This window comes from Ureibacillus sinduriensis BLB-1 = JCM 15800, from assembly GCF_000772955.1.
Classification (GTDB): domain Bacteria; phylum Bacillota; class Bacilli; order Bacillales_A; family Planococcaceae; genus Ureibacillus; species Ureibacillus sinduriensis.
This window is the reverse complement of record NZ_JPVO01000054.1, coordinates 249,155-269,183: the sequence shown is the minus strand read 5'-3', so window position 1 is coordinate 269,183 and position 20,029 is coordinate 249,155. Positions and strand designations below refer to the sequence as shown.

The window sequence follows — 20,029 nt, the reverse complement described above, 5'->3', positions numbered from 1 at the left end:
ATATTTTTGAATTGCCTTTGCCACTTGTCTAATTATTCCTCGCCATCTAGTGCATCATGAAGTAAATTACCTGTTTCTTCATCGTAGAAACGCAGTAAGTCACCATTGATGATTTCGTCTGAATATTCGAGCTCGACTAAGGAACGATCAATATATGGCTGACATGCTTCTATTCCTATATCTTCTCCTGATTCCCGATCATAGCAAACTTCACCGGCGTAAACTAAATCATTTGTTACAAATCGACCGTCACGGAAAATTACGAAATCCTCATGTTCTTTAGAAAAAAGATCCGCACCTAGTTGCATGTCATTAGACGTTTCAATACCCAATAAGTGCAATAATGTCGGGCGCAGGTCAATTTGACCGGAAGCGTCCTCGATTACTTCCCCATCCCCTGAACCAGGTACATGGATGAATAAAGGCACAGATTGAAGTAAAGCACTATCATAAGCAGTAATTTCCTCTTTGCCTAAATACATTGCCATTGCCTTATTATGGTTTTCCGAAATACCGTAGTGATCTCCATACATCACAATGATAGAGTTATCATACAGGCCCGATTCTTTCAACTCGTCAAAGAGCACTTTGATCGATTCATCCAAATAACGAACTGTCTGGAAGTAGCGGTTTAGCGTCCCGGAATTTGAGTTATACTCCGGTATCATGATATCCTCTTCTTCCAAAGTAAATGGATAATGGTTTGTTAAAGTAATCATTTTTGAGTAGAATGGCTGCTGCATTTCAGTCATCAAATCTACGGATTGTTCCATGAATGGAATATCTTTTAATCCCCAGTTTACCGAGTTCTCGTCGGTTACATCATAAGATTCCACATCATAGAACCGGTTAATATTAAATGATTCGTAAATCTCATTGCGATTCCAAAACGATGAATTATTGGAGTGCATTACATTAGTGAAGTATCCGTTCTCCCCTAGTTTTTCCGCCATTGTATTATAAGTATTGCCGCCATGGGTGAAGAACACAGCTCCACGGCCCAATCCAAATAGCGAATTTTCGACGATGAACTCAGAATCACTCGTTTTACCCAGACCCGTCTGGTGATAGAAGTCATTAAAATAATACGTATCTTTATTATTTGTCAATGAATTTAAAAACGGAGTAACAACTTCTCCATTCATTTCATTATTGATTACGAAGCTTTGTAATGACTCAAGTTGGACAAGAATCAGGTTGCGTCCCTTATACTTACCGAACATCTCTTCGTTTACAGCTGCTTGATTGGCTTGAACATAGTTATCTACCTCGACCAATTCACTGCCGTCTGCTAAAGCACGCTGCGCACTCGATTTGGATTGTACATAAATATCATACAAATGATAGTTATACGTACCGATGTTTTTCACAAGCAGCTCACGGTCGAAAGCTCGTGTTAATAGCTCCGGACGTTCCGTTTCGGCCAAACCTAAGTTCAGGAATACCATTGCCATCGACAAGATAAAATAAGCCCGTCGCAATTCTATTCTTACAGGACTGAGCCCTTCTACTTTTGGGATAAACTTGATCGCCAAAATCAAAACGATCACATCTGTAAAGTAAAGTATGTCCGTAAAGCTAATAATATCCACAACTGAATTCCCCAAATCGCCAAAGTTACTAGTTTGGAATAAAACAGCAAAGGTTATAAAATCATTATAGAATCGATAGAAACCAACGTTTGCATATAGCACAATCGCTAATATCATACTTACGGTTATCAGGAAACGGTTTCGTACCTTTGTCGTTTTGAAAAATAAGGATATACCATACGCAAATAAGATGAAACTTAAAGGGTTGATAAACAATATCAACTCCTGCATGGCATTCTCGATGTCCAGCTCGAAGCTCGTGTGATATACAATGACCGTTTTAAGCCAAGTTGCAATTATTGCAATCGCTAGTATCGAATGTTTAGGCCATTTAAATGACTTCATTCCAAAACATCCTTTCCTACAAAATTTATCTATTGGTGGAATACATCTCTAGTGAAATGAATTTTACAATGAATCAATAAAGATAATAATAAACAAAATTTATCTTAATCTTTTTTACTTTATTTAGCAATACTATCCAATCAAAAACTAATCGACACAAAACTACATTAAACTACGTCTAGTTTGCAATTTTATAATTACCTATGAATATTTACGTATTGTTTACATAAAAGTTCCCAAATGAAAACAGCGGAAAACCTCCACTGTCGATTACATTGCAATTAATTTTCACATATATTTAACATTTATTAACATTAAACGCTTATTTCAAACATAAGAATTAAATTTTTCCAATAAATATAATTAATTCCATTCCCACTTAAGGACTAAAGGAGGTTTTTCTCATCTTTTTCAATTCGCGAAGCTTCTTGCCTCAAAATCAACATGGCTGCCTGAAATTCCTTCGGTTCCAATACTTTCGCTTTATAGAGCTCCCGTATTTCATCCTCCATCAAAAGGACATCCCCTAATCGATCTCTCGTATAAATAAATGTTCCGTACTGTTTTAACAAATCATAGATATCTTTCATCGTTTTCATAGATCAAACTCCCTTCGGTTCTTCATGCAATCAATTCTATCGGTTTCTGTTATTATTAAATCTACCGGTATGTCAAACTCCTCGACCGGTACACTATTTCTTATTTGTATATTGAATGCCAATGAAATCCGCATTCCTTTGAATTGAGCAAGATAGCGATCATAGTAACCGCCGCCATAGCCGATTCGATATCCCTTCTTATCAAAGACGATTCCTGGCACGATTATGCAATCGACATGTTCACGGGGAACAAGTTCGGTGCATTGTGGATTCGGTTCCAATAAATCCATATATACATTTTCAAGTTGATTGAAATGATTGATTTCATAGAATTCCATGGAACGATCAACCGAATTGCACTTTGGCACTACTACTTTTTTCTTAAGGTGCCAAAGTGATTCGATTATTTCTTTTGTATCAACTTCTTGTTTATTGGAAATCGTGATAGCAATCGTCTTCCCTTCCATTAAAGAAGGCTCTTTCAATAAATTTTCCTTTATATGTAGAGATGAAAGTTTAAACTGTTGGGGGGCCATTTCCCTTAAGGAGCTTCTAACTTGATTTCTTAAAAGTTTCTTATCCAATTCAATTCATTCCCTCTAAAGTATTTGCTGTTATAATTAAAAAGCCAAAACCACAAGTGGTTTTGGCAATAATGCTTACTTAGTTTCACGGTGAAGAGTGTATTTCTTCTCGCGAGAGCAATATTTTTTAAGTTCAAGACGCTCTGGATTGTTACGTTTGTTCTTTTTAGAAATGTAGTTACGTTCGCCACAATCTGTGCAAGCTAAAGTAATGTTTACGCGCATTATTAACCCTCCCACTCTATATCAAGACTTGTATTACATTTGAGCATGATTTATACGACTAAATCATTATAACATAAACTGAAAAAAAATCTAGCATGATTTATTATTAACTTTCATTATGGTAAAATAGCGTAAAATGCCCATCAACGGAGGAAACAAAGTGGAATTTTCAACGATTTTAATAATCATCGGTATAATCTGTATCGTTGCTTCATTTTTTCTAAAAGATACTTCAAAAAAAGTGGAGCAAGATTTAGAAGACTTATCCATCAGTATTTATCAAGAAACAAATTCATTAAAAAAGCGATTAAAAATTATAGAAGAAGAGTTGCTTCTAGAACCCAATTTTGCCGTTAAGCAAAGCACTATTGATAAAAAGTCATTTGAAATTCATAATAAAAACGCTCAACTAACACATTCGAGCCAAACAAACGCAGCCAACAACACACAACAAATAAACGAAATACTCGTAAATCAAGTTATCCAGCTGAATAAACAAGGTTATCCTGTGGACGAAATTAGTAAAATGTCCACATTATCAAAAGAGCAGATTCTTACTATTTTGAAGAACGGGGGAGCCCGATGAAAAAATCATCCTTACGTGCCTTTGGTATTGCATGTTTCGTCATCGGTGCCCTCATTACACTCTCTCAAAAGTCAGGTATGCCATTCATTTCCCAGACAAAAACAGAAGACGATGAAAATTATAAAGCCAGAATTGTTCAATTGGAGCAACAGTTAAATGAAGCGAATGAACAACTTACACTTTTAAAAGAAGATCAGCAAGCAGCTCAACGAACGGAAGATGCCATAATGGATGAGCAACTGCCTGAGGAAGAAAATAGCTTAGATACGGCTTCCGAAAACGGGCCGACTGATGAAAACGTAGTCGGAACGCTCTATATTTATGGCGGTTTGACGCCTGCTGAAGTTGCACAAAAATTGAAAGACATAGGGATTATTTCGAACAGTGTGGAAATGGAGCTGTTTTTAGCACAACCCGAATATGCAACTTCCATTCAAAAAGGACAATTCCAACTAAATTCTTCTATGTCAATTGAACAAATAGCCAACATTATAACAGGAAGAACAACCGAATAATAGAAGGAAGCCTAGCAAGATGAGCAGGCTTCCCCTTTTTCTATTCAATGAGATACATTCTTAATGCATCGGATGTTGACCTTTCAAAATACTCCTTGATATAGTCGGCCAGAAGCCGAGCGATACTCTCAAAATGTCTTCAACATCACGTGGTATATTAAAGTGAAGTAAAATCCAGCTTACTCGAAACGTTTACCAAATTTTATAGGACATTTATAAACAATGAACCTTCCTTATATCTCTTTCTTCATTATTATAAATAAAGGTCATATATAAGAGGTTAATTATTGAAAAAGAGGCGTATCTAAATGAATTATTTACAAAAAGGAACAAAAGAATTCACTTTAGCTAACTTAGCTTTATTTGCTGCAGGTTTTATCACATTTTCCAATCTGTATATTACACAGCCATTATTCCCCCAATTCTCGGAAACTTTTGGTGTTACCCCCGCTATGGCAAGTCTATCCCTCTCATTATCAACAGGCGTCTTGTCTGTTGCTTTGCTATTATTCGGCTCTCTTTCAGAATCGTGGGGTCGGAAGAAGTTGATGTCGATCTCAATATTCGCAGCTTCGATCCTGACAGTGTTCCTCGCATTTGTTCCATCCTTTGAAACTCTTCTTCTATTACGGATGCTGCAAGGTTTTGTATTTGCCGGTGTACCTGCCATTGCCATGGCTTATCTGGGTGAGGAGGTGGATCCAAAAAGTCTAGGAATCGCAATGGGTCTTTATATTAGTGGGAATTCGATTGGCGGATTATCCGGACGAATTATCATGGGTACAATGAATGACCTTTTCAGTTGGCGGATGGGATTGATATTTACTGGACTGCTAAGCTTGCTAATCTGTCTCTATTTTGTTTGGGCGCTCCCGCCCTCCAAGCATTTTATTCCGAAAAAACTTGAAATTAAAGCATTGGCAAAATCCTTAGTTCATCAACTTAAGGATCCCGGATTACTTTGTTTATTTGGAATTTCATTTATGTTGATGGGTGGTTTTGTCACACTCTATAATTATATTAGTTACAAACTCCTAGAACCTCCATATAACTTAAGCAATACTGTTGTTGGATGGATATTTATTGTCTATTTAGTTGGAACATTTAGTTCCACTTGGTTCGGTAGTCTTTCTGATAAATACGGACGTCAAAAAGTGTTGCTCACCGGGATTGCGATTATGTTTAGTGGTACATTATTGACACTACCTATTAACCTAGTTATCAAAATTATCGGCATCGTTGTATTTACATTTGGTTTTTTTGGTTCCCACTCCACAGCAAGCGGCTGGGTTAGTGTTCGAGCTGAAAAAGATAGAGCACAGGCATCTTCTCTTTATCTCTTTGCCTATTATTTCGGTTCGAGTATAGGGGGTACAACCGGGGGACTTTTCTGGTCATGTTGGGGATGGTATGGGGTCATTGCATTTATAAGTGCTTGTATAGTTACAGCCTTCACCCTAGCTGTTACAATAGTATTGTTGACGCGAAAAGCTAGGAAGTTTTAGAATACTTAAAATTGCCTAAGGGAAAGAAGGATTACAATGAACATATATGACTTTGATGTAAAAGATGAAAATGGTGCTCCATATTCCTTGAAAAAATTCGAAGGAAAAGTTCTACTAATTGTAAACACCGCAACTAAGTGTGGTCTTGCAGGCCAATTCGAAGAGTTGGAGGAAGTTTACAAGAAATATCATGATCAAGGGCTCGAAATACTCGGATTCCCATCGGATCAATTCAAACAGGAGTTAGGCTCAGGCAATGAAGCCGCTGAAGCTTGTCGCCTAACATATGGCGTGACCTTCCCAATGCATGAAGTAATTAAAGTAAATGGAGAAAGTGCCCATCCTCTCTTCAAGTATCTAACTGAGGAAACGAAAGGCCTTTTAGGCAAAAGTGTCAAATGGAATTTCACAAAATTTTTAGTCGACCGTGATGGGAATGTCGTAAAACGTTATGCTCCAACAGATAAACCATCAAAGTTTGAAAACGACATCGCAAAATATTTATAACATGTAAAGGACGCGAACAAAATTTCGCGTCCTTTATTCTTTACTTATGGTTACACCCTTCTCTTTCAATATAACAAGTCGTTCATCGATTAAGTGGTTCAACCTGGAAGCCCAACTTAAAATGCAATTATGCCATATGAACATAGACAGGTAGTATTTTTGGGGTGAATTATAAAATAGGACATTTCCAATACCTATTACATTTTACATAGTTTGGAAAATTTTCGTAATACAAACCTATTCTTTCAAATTACTATTCCTCATCCTTATTTATTGCTAGACTTCCAATAAGTCGGTTTGTTTCAGAAATGATTGAATCATCCTTGTACCATACTTTGTTCCAATCGACTCTGGATGAAACTGCAAGCCAAATAGAGGAAATTCTTTATGCTGTATAGCCATGATTTCACCATCATCTTGTGAAGTTGCTATTACCTGTAATTCATTCGGTAACGTTTGTGGATCAATTACTAGTGAATGGTATCGCATGACTTGAATTTCACCATCCAGTTCATCCAGTGATTCAAACATACCCCTTTTTTTATAATTTAAATTAGATCGTTTTCCGTGCATAATGTTTTGTGCACGCACCACCTTGCCACCAAATGCTTCCCCAATGGACTGGTGACCAAGGCAGATCCCGAGAATCGGAAATTCTTTATACAATTCTCGAACGACCTCAACTGTAATTCCCGCCTCCGAAGGTGTACCGGGACCTGGTGATAAAACAATTGCCTCGGGCTCCATTTTTCGAATTTCCTCGATTGATAAGGAATCGTTTCGCACCACTTTAACTGACTTCTTGAGAGTCGCAATTTGTTGATACAAGTTATACGTAAATGAATCGTAATTATCGATTAGTAGAATCATCTGTGCACCTCCAGAAGAGCTTTTGCTTTATTGAGAGTCTCCTCGTATTCGGATTCTGGAATTGAATCATATACAATTCCAGCACCTGCCTGCACGTAAGCCTTTTTGTCCTTCACGATCATTGTACGTATCGCCAATGCCAAATCCATATCCCCACTTGATGAAATATAACCGACAGCACCAGAGTAGACGCCTCTTTTTAACCGCTCCAATTCGTTGATAATTTGCATGGCTCTAATTTTCGGTGCTCCAGAAACAGTTCCAGCTGGCAGACAGGAAGTCAACACATCCAAAACATGACAATCTTCGGTTAATTCCCCTGTTACTTCAGAAACAATATGCATAACGTGTTTGTATCGTTCAATATTCATATATTTCGAAACTTGAACCGTACCTACCTTGCTTACTCTCCCTATATCGTTGCGCCCGAGATCGACCAGCATCCGATGTTCTGCAATCTCTTTTTCGTCATGCTTTAGCATCTCAGCAAACTTTTCATCTTCTCTCTTTGTTTTGCCTCTTGGTTTTGTCCCGGCAATCGGATTTGTTGTCACTTTCCGGTTTTCCACTTTCACCAAACTTTCAGGTGAGGTCCCCAGTATTGTATACCCTTCGAACTCAAGGTAGAACATGTAAGGTGATGGGTTAGAAGTACGTAATTTGCGATATAAGGTAAAAGGATTGCCCGAGAAGCCTGTTCTGAACCGCTGAGACAAAACAACTTGAAAAATATCTCCCCGTTCAATATGCCTTTTCGCTCTTTCCACCATTTCAATAAACTCTTCTTTTTCAATTGTCGGTTCAAACTGAACAGGAACAGCATTCTCTTCCGAGTATGTCTTTCCTTGTTTGATATCTTCCAGGATACTTAGCACAGACTTTCTCATATCATCTTCTGTTCTTCCATTTTTGAATAAATCTAGCGAAACGATAACCACTTTTTGAGTTAAATGATCAAAAACGATAAACGTATCGTAAAAATACAGGTGCACATCCGGCATATTCAGCTCATCTTCAAGTGTTTCTCCAATTTCCTCATAGTAAAAGGCTGTATCATACCCAAAATAACCGATTACCCCCCCAAAGAAGGTAAAGGGATAACTTTTATCGTGAATGGGTAACACTTTACGGAGTTTTTCCAGCACGGAACCTTCTCCAAATTGTGGTTTATCCTCTCCATGTTGATAAAAGTAATTTTCTTTATCCCCTTTTAATTCTGCAACGGGATTTAGGGCGATAAATGAATATCGGCCACTTTCTTCGTGTTTTGCAGATGACTCAAATAATACTTTCCTTTTTCCTTTTAAACTCTCAAAAATGGAAATCGGCGTCATCATATCTCCCTGTACTTCGTGAACCGCATAATTTTTAACTTCAACAGTCATACTAGTCTCTCCTTTTCTCTACTCTTCTCAACTCAACTTTGCACTAGTTTAACGTGGTTGTTAATCACGTCAAACAATATAAAAAGGCCCTTCCATCAACAAAAAGGACGGAAAAGCCGTGGTGCCACCTTCATTGACTAAAAGACGGTTCATTTAACCATTTTAGTCCACTTAACTGTTTTTAACGTAACGTCACGCTAGTACCTACTGTCATTTCAATACTAGTAGCTAGAAAGCCCATTCATATTATGTCATGTTCTAGCTTCCACCAACCGCTAGCTCTCTATGCCACTTCATAATATTACTCTTTTTCATCATAGCTTGAATTATTTACTTTTAATTATTTTATAATAAATTTTCCTTCTATTCAAACAATTTCAAGGAATTTCTTAGATAAGTTTTACAGTCGCAATAAATTGACTGTTAATCATATTATGGTAGATTCAGATGGTAATGTGAGCCAAGAACGCCACCTATTATGCAATTTCTAATTTTAAACCAAAATCATTTTTCTTCTCACTTTCTGTTTAATTAGTTTAATATTGAATGTACCCATGATAAACAACAACCTATTACGTAAACGTTTCATATCAAAAAGGAACTCCATGGTTTTCATGAAGTTCCCCTTAGACTATTGATTTAAATCAAATCGTTGACCTTTTTTAAGGTAGAGTAGATATTCCGCGATATTTGTAGCATGGTCTGCACAACGCTCAATATAGCGACAAATAAAGGATAAATAGGTAATCTGCGAAATACTTTCAGGTGCAACCGAACTTAATCTCATCAAATGTGTAATGATGTTGCCGTACATTTCATCAATTTGATCATCATACTCCGCTATTTCTTTTGCTTTGCTCATATTCTCATCTACAAATGCTTCAATTACTTGTCGTAGCATTACGGTAGTTTTAAAGCACATATCTTCCAGCAACTCGACAGAAGTGATGAATCGTTCGTTTCCAATCCGAATTGATTCTTTGGCAATATTTACAGCATAATCGCCAACACGTTCCATGTCAGCTGCAGCCTTTAATAAGACAACCAACCGGCGCAAATCCTTGGCAACTGGCTGTTGGCGAGTCATCACTAGAATGACGCGGTCATTGATTTCTTCTTCCAAACGATTAATTACGACGTCTTGTTCTATAACTAATTTCGATTTATCAAAATCTTTTTCGATAAATGCAGTGAATGAAATTTCTAAAGCTTGAATACTGAGATTGCTAAGCTTTAATAGTTCTGATTGAATGGCCTGAATTTCATGATCAAAGCGCTCTCTAGCTGCCATGAATAAACCAATCCCTTCTAATTATCCGAAACGGCCCGAAATATAATCTTCTGTACGTTGATCTTTTGGAGTAGAGAAGATTTTATCTGTATGATCAAATTCCACTACCTCACCATTTAAGAAGAAAGCCGTTTTATCGGAAATACGTGCTGCTTGCTGCATATTATGCGTAACAATAATGATCGAATAGTTATCCTTTAATTCCTGAACAAGTTCCTCCACTTTCAACGTTGATATCGGGTCAAGCGCTGATGTTGGTTCGTCCATGAGAATGACATCCGGCTCAATAGCAAGACAACGCGCTATGCAGATACGTTGTTGCTGACCGCCTGATAATCCATACGCATTTTGATTCAACCTGTCTTTTACTTCATCCCAAATAGCGGCACCACGTAATGACTTCTCTACAATTTCATCAAGAATTTTTTTATTTTTTATTCCGTGAATGCGAGGACCATAAGCGATATTATCATAGATTGATTTCGGAAATGGATTTGGTTTTTGGAATACCATACCTACGCGTGTGCGTAATTCTTCTACTTCATAAGATGCGCCTAAAATATTCCGTCCACGGTAATTGATTTCACCATTCGTTTTGACGATAGGCACTAATTCCACCATCCGGTTTAATGCTTTGATATATGTCGATTTACCGCAACCAGATGGTCCGATGATAGCTGTCACTTCATTTTCCTTAATGTCTAGATTGATATCTTTTAGCGCATGGTGGTCCCCATACCAAAGATTAAAATTTTTCGTATTGAAAACGGATCTCTTATCAACTGCTGGAGTTGATTGACCGATTAATTCTGACGGAGTTTTTATCTTAATTGTTTCTGTTTTATTTGTTTTATTCATAAGCTCTACCACTTTTACACATCCTTAGTATCGTTTTTGGAACTTATTGCGGATAAATATCGCAATAGAGTTCATAATCACAAGGAGAATCATCAATACAATAATACCTGCAGAAGCAACGTACTGGAATTCTTCCTGTGGGCGTTTTGCCCAATCATAAATCTGCAACGGCAGTGTAGTAAATTGACTTAAAAGGCTGTCTGGCAAGAATTGCAGAATGACCGGAATCCCTAAAACTACTAGAGGAGCCGTTTCCCCTACTGCCCGGGATAACGCCAATATAGTACCAGTTAATATACCAGGGATTGCAGCAGGCAATACTACTCGAGTGATCGTTTGCCATTTTGTCGCCCCCATACCGTAGGAAGCTTCACGTTGCTCCTTTGGTACTGCTCGGATAGCCTCTTGTGAAGCAACTATGATGACAGGCAATATAAGTAAACTCATTGTAAATCCTGCGGCTAGTAGACTTTTCCCTAGCACCAGCATACGAACAAATATTGTTAGACCAAGTAAACCAAAAACAATTGATGGAACTCCAGCTAAGTTGGAAATATTCATCTGGATAAAACTAGTAAGTTTACTTTTCTTCGCATACTCCTCTAAGTAAATAGCTGTTCCTACACCTAGAATCATAGAAACCGGTGCAATAATCAGCATCAATAACACGGAACCGATTAAGGCTGCTTTAATCCCTGCTTTATCTGGGAAGCGTGAACCAAAATTATTGAAGAAGTCCAAGTTCAAATGTCCAGATCCTTGTGTCACAATACGGACAAGCAAAATAACTAAGGTAAGTAAAGCTAGTGATGTTGCAATTAGAAAGATCAATTTCCATAACGAATTATATTTTAATCGCGATTTCATACGCTTCATTACAACAGTATCATCGATATATTTCATGTTAATACTCCTCCCTGAAGCGTTTAGAAATGTATTGTGCGAGTAAATTCATGATTAGAGTAAATACAAATAATGTGAAGCCAACCGCATAGATTGAGTAATAGATTGTTGTACCATAACCAGCATCACCTGAAGAAACCTGGACAATATAGGCAGTCATTGTTTGGATAGAGCCTGTCACATTAAAGTCAAATGTAGGCGTAGCTCCACCGGCAAGTGAAACGATCATTGTTTCCCCGATTGCTCGTGAAACAGCCAAAACAACAGAGGCTATTATTCCAGATATGGCAGCTGGTAATACAACTTTAATGGAAACCTCCAACTTCGTGGCACCCAGGGCCAATGCCCCTTCCCTAATTGAGTTTGGTACTGAACTCATGGCATCTTCAGATAAGGAAGCAATCATTGGCAGGATCATAATCCCCACAACAATCCCTGGACTAAGGGCATTGAATATTTTCAGCGACGGTATCAATTCTTGAAGTAATGGTGTAACAAACGTTAAGGCAAAGAAACCATAAACAATTGTCGGTACACCAGCTAAAACTTCCAGGATTGGTTTAATCGTTCGACGCGTTTTATCTGACGCATATTCACTTAAATAAATTGCAGCTGCAATCCCCAATGGTACAGCAACACATGCTGCAATAACCGAAACTTTTAATGTCCCCAGCACTAAGGGTAATATACCGTATAATGGTTCACTACCTGAGAAAGGCAACCACTCTTTACCAAATAAATAGTCAGTAATTGATACCCTCTGAAAAAATTCAAATGTTTCAAAAATTAATGTAAAAACGATGCCAATTGTAGTAAGTACAGATATTAGTGCAGTTATAACTAGAATAATGGGCATTAATTTTTCTATAAACTTTTTACCTTTATTGTTACGGGATCGTGCAATCATTTCTTGAATGGATTGCTCTTTCCCTAAGCCTTGAGAAGCCATTGTACAAACTCCCTTCAAAATACGTGAGAAAATGTGCGAGATACCTAAGTGGCGGCTCCCACACATTTATGTTATTTACTTTCTAATGCTTATTATTTTAAGCCTTCCAGTGTTGATAAACCTTCTTCATACTTTTCATCTGGCAATTTTACATAACCAACAGCTTCAGCCATTTCACCAGCGTTTTCTAGAGAAAATTTCATGAAATCATAAAATGCTTCATTTTCTTGCAAAGCAGTGTTTTTCGCATAAACGAATAGTGGACGAGATAGAGGAGTATATTCTCCAGATTCGATTGTTTCGTTATTTGGCTCAACACCATCGATTTTTACAGCAGTTAACTTATCTTGGTTTTCAAGGTAGTAAGCATAACCGAAGAATCCGATTGCGTTTTTATCTCCGGCAACACCTTGAACCAATACGTTATCATCTTCAGACAATGTTGCTGCCTTTGCTAAGTCGGCACCATCCAAAATTACTTCATCGAAATAATCGTAAGTACCTGAATCAGTACCTGGCGAGTAGAAAACAACCTCTTCTTCTGGCCATGACGGATCAATATCCGACCATTTTTTAGTAGTACCATCTTCAATCCAAAGTTGTTTCAATTGATCTACTGTTAGGTCTGTAGCCCAATCATTTTCTGGGTTAACGACTACTGTCAAACCATCAAAAGCTACTTGAAATTCTGTATAATCAATACCAGCTTTTTCTAATTCAGCAATTTCTTCTTCTTTTATTGGACGGGATGCGTTAGAGAAGTCCGTTTCGCCAGCGATAAATTTCTCAAAACCACCGCCAGTACCTGAAACACCCGCAGACACTTTTACATCCGGTTGAACTCCGGCATACTCTTCAACAAGAGCTTCAGTAATTGGTGCTACAGTCGATGAACCATCACCTATTACTTCACCAGATAATTTTGCATCACCTGAATCAGCGTTATCAGTAGTTTCACTACCTGTTGCCGCTCCATCTTCTGTTTCTGTTTCTGTTTCAGTATCCGCGTCCTCTGATCCACACGCACCTAAAACAAAGGTCGCGCCTAGTGCGGCTGTCATTGTTAAGTACTTCCACTTTTTCATCTCTTATTTCCTCCATCAAATTCATAGTAAGTTTGTCTTACAGTTAAAACTATAAAGCTAGTTTGTTGATTTCATATAAACGCATTGTTAAGAAATTGTAAATCGCTATCGAATTTTGTAAATTTAGGAATTTCTTTATATGATGGAAAACTAGTTTTGAACCTGCATTACCTCACATTTTTGGTTGATGGATGCATGAGCGGCTTCGGACCATTTCGGAATATAGAAAAAATCCCTTAGGATATTTATTCCTAAGGGATTTCAATTTCAGTCATTATTCAGTTACTGTTTCATCTGCTGTATCTTCATCTATTTTTTCGCCTGTTGTTGTTGGCAAAATTTCTTGTTTCACCGAGCTTGAAGTTCTTCCTTCTTTGGCATATTTCTGCTTCAGCTCAAAATATACATCCAAAATTTCTCTGGCCGTTTGGCTTGCATGCGGCAATGAAATATTATAATTCGTTGTTGCCCATGGGAAAATAACGGCGTAAGCTACTTCCGGGTTTTCGTATGGTGCAAAACCGACATGCGCAATATTGATAGTTTCTGTTGCCCATTCTTCCCGATTCGGACCGTAGTAAACAACCTCCGCGGTTCCTGTTTTACCTGCCGCACTATATGGGGCATCCGCAAAATAGGAACGTGCTGATCCTCGGGAACCCACATAAACTTTTCTTAAGCCTTCTTTCACATTGTTAATTTCATCAGTTGAATTGGAAATTCGGTTTAATACTTTCGGTGTTACTTCTTCAACTAAAGGACCCAACATTTCCCCATCCTCCGATGGTTCCCGGATTTCTTTCAACATCCGTGGTTCGATCCGATAGCCGCCATTAGCAACAGTTGAAATATATTGCGCCATTTGCAGAGGCGTATAAGTATCAAATTGCCCAATAGCAAGATTCAAAATTTTACCGTTATCCGTCAACTCACCAGCAAATCCAGCAAATTCGTTCGGCAGATCGATCCCTGTATTAACCCCAAGTCCAAATTGTGCATACGCATTTCTCATCGTTTGCAATGTGCCTTCTTTAATTCTGAATGGCATATTATAGCTATAGGTCGAACCCGCAATTTTTATTGCGGTTTGGAACATATACGAGTTTGACGAACGTTCCAGCGCGGTTTGGTCGTTCAATGCAATTCTGCCATTACGGTTAAAGATAGAACTCTTTACATTTGTGCCGGCCAGCTTGATGGGTTGGTCAATCATCACTTCTCCAGGCTTAATAGCCCCTTCGGAATACCCCATCAACAATGTGGCTGCTTTGACAGTTGAACCAACTTCATATGCAGTTGTGAACGATCCATAGGAGTAATCAACAATATATTTTTTGCCTGTTTCCTTATCCGTTTCAAGTTTCTTGCCCACTACCGATAGTAATTCCCCGGTGTTTGGATTCATCATCACAAAAAATGCTCTATCCAATAGGTGGGATTGGCTCATTGATTTTAATTCCAGAAGTTTTTCTTCCACAATACGGTCTGCCGCTTCCTGCAACTCAATATCAATCGTTGTAACTAAGTCGCTGCCAGGTTCGCCTTCATAGGTAGTTAAAGTATCAATTACTTGCCCTTGTTTGTTCGTTATATTTTTCACTACAGATTTTTGGCCTTGAAGAAGTTCTTCATAGCTTGCTTCGAAATAACTCTCCCCAACGCGGTCATTCCGCGAGTAATCCCTTGCCAAGTAATAGTTCAGTTTAGATTTTGGTATCCCCTTGCTCGGTATTGTTGTTCTGCCCAAAATTGCCAGCGAGGAAAGTTTCACACGTTTCCAATCTGTTGTTGTATTCACCCCAGGCAAGTCGGATAATCTTTCTGATACGCGGGCGAACTCTTCATCAGTTACATTCTCGCTTTTGATGATTTGAGGAGATAAATTATAACCGGATGTCATTTCGCGATAAATGGCCAACACTTCCAAATCAAATTGTGTTAACTGTGCCAAATCTTCTTCCGTAATACGTTCACGTACTAAGCGATCTATTTCAGCTTGAATTTCTTTTTCTTCGAGCTCTTCATTTTCTCTTAGTTTTTCTTGCTCTTTTTCTGTTACTTTCTCATAAGCGATTTCTTTATTCTTCATAATCCAGAAATCTTGCTTGTCGCGCAATGTAACCCGATCTATCGGCTGCTCCATCAGCATGGCCAGCTGTTCAGCAATTTCCAGCATTTCAGAAGTAGTGGTTGTCTGCATTTTCGTATATGTAATGGCATTTTCCGGCTCATTATCAACTAATACTCTACCGTACCGATCATATATCCTTCCCCGAGGTACGCTCGTATTCACCGCAACTTCCTCGGTTCTTTCTAGAGCCCGTACATAATCCTCGCCTTTTACGATCTGTAAATAGCCCAATCGGAAAATAAGCATGGAAAATAATAGGAAAATGGAAAAGAAAAGGACGTTCATACGAAATGACAAACTAGCCCGGTATTTTGCTTTCACACTGGATGCACGTTGAGTTTTTGTTTTCTTTCGCAATTGAAATGTCTCCCCCTTTCTGAATTTGACTTTTCAGGATAAATACATACATTTTAGTATAGCATTTGACCAGATGATTAAAAAGCACTGAAGGTCTTAATCTTCATGTTTTGTGACGGTAAAATTTGAAAATGGTTCCACCTATCCTGAGTATATTTCGCTAATGGACATCTCCCCAACGATTTTAGATAAATATCAAAAAATAGATTGAAGTAAAATTTATGACAACGGCAAAAAAGGATGGAAATATCACTTCCATCCTCATAGTATTAATCACCTTTTGGATATATCCAACCTGCTTGATTTCCCAGGATTTTAACGGTAGTTTTTGCCTTCCCAAGTTTGTTGAGTACAAGCATTTCGATGCCATCCTTGGTATCATCCATTTGAGGAGTTCATAGAAAACGGGACTATTGTTCTCGTCGCTCCATTACATTAATACCAATCCCCATCAAGACTACTGATATGAAGAGCAATACTCCAAGCGGTTGTATTAAATCTACAAAAGAACTATTATTTATCGTTACACCATTTAATAATTCCAACCCATAAGTAATCGGCGAGATATACGAGAGCGCCAAAATGACATCGGAGGTTACAATTTCTAGTGGCCAATAGGCACCTCCCAACATTGCGAAAGGTACAGCAATCACCATAATCACCGCGTTGAATTTCCCTTGCGTACTTACCACGGACGCAATAAATATAGAGAGTGAGACAATGCAAAGTAAATATGGAATCACCATCAACAAACTATTATAGAAGCCTCCATAAAAATCTACACCGACAATGAAGTGGAATATGCTTAGAACGAGAACTACCTGTAGATAGCCAATTAAAAAACTATATAAAATATTTGCCAAATAAACTTCCGTCTTACCAATAGAAGAAACTGTCAATCGGTCCCATATACGCTTTCTTCTATCCATGATTATCGGATAAACTCCGTTCGATACGGTATAAATTACCATAAACAAACTAAATCCGAACAAGCCGTGGAGCTTCGAATCCCAAATAAAATCCCCATCATTTGTAAAGCTTGAATACTTTATATGAAAGCTTGGATTTTCTGCAGCTTTGTCTATAATTCGTTCTACTTCATCTTGTTCGCTTGTAGGGGTTGCATTGATAATGGCTTCTTTTTGCGTGAGTCTGCTATAGATCATAGTCAGTTCATTGTTGATCAATGCAGAATCCATAAAATCCGGAGAAGTGATCAGCTCAAATCCATCACCCATTAAGTGCACTGCAACATCATATTCTCCCTTTTCTACAAGCGAAATTGCTCTTTCCTCTTTCACCAAGGTGAATTCCGTTTCCGGGATATTGCCGAATTCGGCCATGTAAATTTTTGTTTGCTCATCTTTCAAGTCTGAAAAAACGGCTATCGGCAATTTAGATTGAGAACCGAGTCCAAGGACATAGGCAAATGCACAAATAATAATGGTGATAATTATAAAACTTGCCGGTTGGCGTGCCAATAATAATAGTTTTGTTTTAAATATATGTTTCAAACAATGCCACCTCTTTTCGGGAACAGAAGAAATGCAATCAGCATTAACAAAAATGCTAAACTTGAAAGAACTGTAATATTGGGCAGTAGATCATTTAAACTGCCGTTTTGCGCAATCTTTAAGTAGCCATCCAGTGCTGCGCCATTAGGAGTCAGCATTCCAACATTGACAATAAATGGCGACAAACTGCTAATATTAAAATAACTGCCTCCGAAAAATGCCAAAATTGCTACAATTGCTGTTGAAAATAAATTGGAAGCACCGGCAGAATTGGACCGATAATTAATCGAGGACAACAGGGCCGCTATTGCTCCAATAACGATTGAAAAAAGTATGCTCAGCAATAAAAACAGTTCCCAATTTGCAAAGCTAATATTGAATACAAAATACGAGAATGTAAACAGAACAAACACTTGCAGCAGTGAAAATAGTATTGAAGAAACAATAATGCTCAACAAGTAGGTGCTTGAGTGAATTCGTGCCAGCAAGATGCGATCAAAAATATGAGTATTCTTTTCAATGAACGATTGACTCGCTAGAGTACCCGCAATAAATAACATAAACATGACTGTCATACTGAAAGTGTAGTAGACACTTGAAGGTACCTCTTCCAAAGAATCGACAGAACGAATTGTTGAATGTATTTTCTGCGAAGAGAGTGCTGTATGATCTATGATGACACCACTTTCCGATAATTCGGATTGCAATGTATATTGCTGCTGAAAATAATCGATAATTTCTTTGACAATTGTAGAAGTGATCTGTTCACTTTCATTTAAATACACATTAAAAGCTGGTTTTTCTTGATCAAAAAACTTGGCGTCCAAATACTCTTTGGTAAAGTTGCTGGGTATTTCCAAAACAACATCATAATCCCCACTCTTTTTTACCTCAGCCAAGCTTTTGGCGTCCAGTTGTGTTACATGAATCAATTCTTTCATTTCATTATTGTTTTCCAATTCCTTCACAAGCATAGAAACCGGCAATGAGTTTTCAATATTACCAGATGTTTTCTGGTCCAAGACTACATTTGGCGGAAGAGCGTCAATAAACCCCTGGATTTGTTCCTCCTCATCCTCATGATGGATAATAGCGAGTTCGATGATTGTCATCTCTGAGTCCCCTTCCATTAGGGGTCCTAAAGCATAACTTAATATAAGTATCAGAACAATCGGCATTACGAATAAGGTCAAAATTTCAGAGGGACTTCGCAGTAAAAGCTTTATCTGTTTTTTTATAAGTGCTATAAACATGGTTTCCCCTCCATACTAATTTCGCAACGCTCGACCGGTTAAATGTAAAAATACATCTTCAAGGGTCGGCTCTTCAACTTGGAAACTTTTTAAAATGACATTATTTTTTTCACATAGTGATAGCAACATCGGTAAAAAATCCATCCCTTTGGCGACAGTAAACGTAATCTCGGCTTCCTTTGCATTGATATTGGATAACATTGGCTGATCCATCAGATCATTTATGAAACTTTTTGAATGGAATTCAAGTTTTACATGTACAGTATTTTCCGATGAGAGTACTGCTTTTATTTCTTCTTTTGTACCGGATGCAATGATTTTCCCTTTATCCATAATGTAAATTCTATTGCATAAGAATTCGACCTCTTCCATGTAGTGACTCGTGTAGATAATTGCCATGTTCGAATTTTCATTCAATGTTTTAACTGTTTTCAGAATATGATTCCTTGATTGTGGATCAATTCCAACAGTCGGCTCATCCATTATGAGATATTTCGGTTCATGAAGCATAGCCACCCCTATATTGAGACGCCTTTTCATACCACCAGAATAGTGCTTTACTAATTTTTTTGGTTCATCTTGTAATCCGATTTGCTCCAGCACAATGTCAATGCGTTCGGCTAATAGCTGTTTAGGCATTTTCTGTATGCTGCCAAAAAACTGGAGGTTCTCCTTGGCCGTTAAATCTTCATATAATGCAATCTCTTGCGGAACGACGCCTAATACCCCCCTAAGCTCTGAAGGATTCTTAAGGATACTTTTATGATTAAGCAAAACATCTCCATCAGTTGGAGAAATCAGTGTGGAGAGCATTGCAATCGTTGTCGACTTCCCGGCACCATTTGGGCCCAGTAAGCCGACAATTTCCCCTGGCTCTATATATAAATTCACCTGCTCTACCGCTGTTACCCTTTTAAAATTTTTGGATAAATTCACCACTTCGATCAAATTGACTCACCCTTTCTAGTTATACTT

At 37.9% G+C, this 20,029-nt stretch carries 19 protein-coding genes and 1 other annotated feature; of the genes, 4 read left to right on the top strand and 15 right to left on the bottom strand.

What is annotated here, in order from left to right:
* Positions 1 to 32 precede the first annotated feature (32 nt).
* The 4 genes from CD33_RS15330 to rpmG all read right to left on the bottom strand — a co-directional run bounded on the left by CD33_RS15330 (position 33) and on the right by rpmG (position 3,345).
* Positions 33 to 1,937, bottom strand: a complete 1,905-nt coding sequence (locus CD33_RS15330) for an LTA synthase family protein (protein ID WP_036201959.1) — start codon at positions 1,935 to 1,937, stop codon at positions 33 to 35.
* Positions 1,938 to 2,323: 386 nt separating this feature from the next.
* On the bottom strand, positions 2,324 to 2,536 hold the full coding sequence (locus CD33_RS15325; protein WP_036201956.1) for a YqgQ family protein: 213 nt from the start codon (positions 2,534 to 2,536) through the stop codon (positions 2,324 to 2,326).
* Positions 2,533 to 3,072: a 5-formyltetrahydrofolate cyclo-ligase gene (locus CD33_RS15320; RefSeq protein WP_258517057.1), complete on the bottom strand. Its 540-nt coding sequence runs from the start codon at positions 3,070 to 3,072 to the stop codon at positions 2,533 to 2,535. The genes CD33_RS15325 and CD33_RS15320 overlap by 4 nt, the downstream gene beginning before the upstream one ends.
* 123 nt (positions 3,073 to 3,195) lie before the next feature.
* On the bottom strand, positions 3,196 to 3,345 hold the full coding sequence (gene rpmG / locus CD33_RS19995; RefSeq protein WP_008408521.1) for a 50S ribosomal protein L33: 150 nt from the start codon (positions 3,343 to 3,345) through the stop codon (positions 3,196 to 3,198).
* A gap of 160 nt (positions 3,346 to 3,505) precedes the next feature.
* Between rpmG and CD33_RS15315 the strand changes: the two genes are divergently transcribed.
* The 4 genes from CD33_RS15315 (at position 3,506) to CD33_RS15300 (ending at position 6,458) form a co-directional block, all read left to right on the top strand.
* On the top strand, positions 3,506 to 3,931 hold the full coding sequence (locus CD33_RS15315) for a hypothetical protein (RefSeq protein ID WP_052130288.1): 426 nt from the start codon (positions 3,506 to 3,508) through the stop codon (positions 3,929 to 3,931).
* Positions 3,928 to 4,446 carry a hypothetical protein gene (locus CD33_RS15310; RefSeq protein WP_036201947.1) on the top strand — a complete coding sequence of 173 codons (519 nt, stop codon included), beginning with the start codon at positions 3,928 to 3,930 and terminating at the stop codon, positions 4,444 to 4,446. The genes CD33_RS15315 and CD33_RS15310 overlap by 4 nt, the downstream gene beginning before the upstream one ends.
* 308 nt (positions 4,447 to 4,754) lie before the next feature.
* Positions 4,755 to 5,951 carry an MFS transporter gene (locus CD33_RS15305; RefSeq protein ID WP_036201944.1) on the top strand — a complete coding sequence of 399 codons (1,197 nt, stop codon included), beginning with the start codon at positions 4,755 to 4,757 and terminating at the stop codon, positions 5,949 to 5,951.
* 36 nt (positions 5,952 to 5,987) lie between these two features.
* Entirely contained in the window at positions 5,988 to 6,458 is a 471-nt protein-coding gene (locus CD33_RS15300; RefSeq protein WP_036201941.1) for a glutathione peroxidase, read from the top strand.
* A 276-nt stretch (positions 6,459 to 6,734) separates the two neighbouring features.
* On the opposite strand, the gene CD33_RS15295 is transcribed toward CD33_RS15300, so the two are convergent.
* The 11 genes from CD33_RS15295 to CD33_RS15245 form a co-directional block, all read right to left on the bottom strand.
* Complete coding sequence (locus CD33_RS15295; protein WP_036201938.1) at positions 6,735 to 7,328, bottom strand: anthranilate synthase component II; 594 nt, start codon at positions 7,326 to 7,328, stop codon at positions 6,735 to 6,737.
* Positions 7,325 to 8,713, bottom strand: coding sequence for an anthranilate synthase component I (gene trpE / locus CD33_RS15290; RefSeq protein WP_036201935.1), 1,389 nt, complete (start codon positions 8,711 to 8,713; stop codon positions 7,325 to 7,327). Before trpE ends, CD33_RS15295 begins: the two co-directional genes overlap by 4 nt.
* A gap of 100 nt (positions 8,714 to 8,813) precedes the next feature.
* Positions 8,814 to 9,040: a binding site (T-box leader), on the bottom strand.
* Positions 9,041 to 9,344: 304 nt separating this feature from the next.
* Positions 9,345 to 10,004 (bottom strand): phosphate signaling complex protein PhoU, encoded by a 660-nt coding sequence (phoU, locus tag CD33_RS15285; protein WP_036201932.1) that lies wholly within the window; start codon positions 10,002 to 10,004, stop codon positions 9,345 to 9,347.
* A 21-nt stretch (positions 10,005 to 10,025) separates the two neighbouring features.
* Entirely contained in the window at positions 10,026 to 10,862 is an 837-nt protein-coding gene (gene pstB, locus CD33_RS15280) for a phosphate ABC transporter ATP-binding protein PstB (RefSeq protein ID WP_052130309.1), read from the bottom strand.
* Between the two features lie 24 nt (positions 10,863 to 10,886).
* On the bottom strand, positions 10,887 to 11,765 hold the full coding sequence (gene pstA / locus CD33_RS15275) for a phosphate ABC transporter permease PstA (RefSeq protein ID WP_036201930.1): 879 nt from the start codon (positions 11,763 to 11,765) through the stop codon (positions 10,887 to 10,889).
* Position 11,766: 1 nt separating this feature from the next.
* Entirely contained in the window at positions 11,767 to 12,714 is a 948-nt protein-coding gene (gene pstC, locus CD33_RS15270; RefSeq protein WP_036201925.1) for a phosphate ABC transporter permease subunit PstC, read from the bottom strand.
* A gap of 92 nt (positions 12,715 to 12,806) precedes the next feature.
* Positions 12,807 to 13,799 (bottom strand): PstS family phosphate ABC transporter substrate-binding protein, encoded by a 993-nt coding sequence (locus CD33_RS15265; RefSeq protein WP_036201922.1) that lies wholly within the window; start codon positions 13,797 to 13,799, stop codon positions 12,807 to 12,809.
* Between the two features lie 274 nt (positions 13,800 to 14,073).
* Positions 14,074 to 16,287: a peptidoglycan D,D-transpeptidase FtsI family protein gene (locus tag CD33_RS15260; protein WP_036201919.1), complete on the bottom strand. Its 2,214-nt coding sequence runs from the start codon at positions 16,285 to 16,287 to the stop codon at positions 14,074 to 14,076.
* Positions 16,288 to 16,697: 410 nt separating this feature from the next.
* Positions 16,698 to 17,801 (bottom strand): ABC transporter permease, encoded by a 1,104-nt coding sequence (locus tag CD33_RS15255; RefSeq protein ID WP_052130287.1) that lies wholly within the window; start codon positions 17,799 to 17,801, stop codon positions 16,698 to 16,700.
* A complete protein-coding gene (locus tag CD33_RS15250; RefSeq protein WP_036201916.1) occupies positions 17,798 to 19,054 on the bottom strand; it encodes an ABC transporter permease in 1,257 nt (418 codons plus the stop codon). The genes CD33_RS15255 and CD33_RS15250 overlap by 4 nt, the downstream gene beginning before the upstream one ends.
* A gap of 15 nt (positions 19,055 to 19,069) precedes the next feature.
* A complete protein-coding gene (locus CD33_RS15245; protein ID WP_036201904.1) occupies positions 19,070 to 20,002 on the bottom strand; it encodes an ABC transporter ATP-binding protein in 933 nt (310 codons plus the stop codon).
* Positions 20,003 to 20,029: the final 27 nt, after the last annotated feature.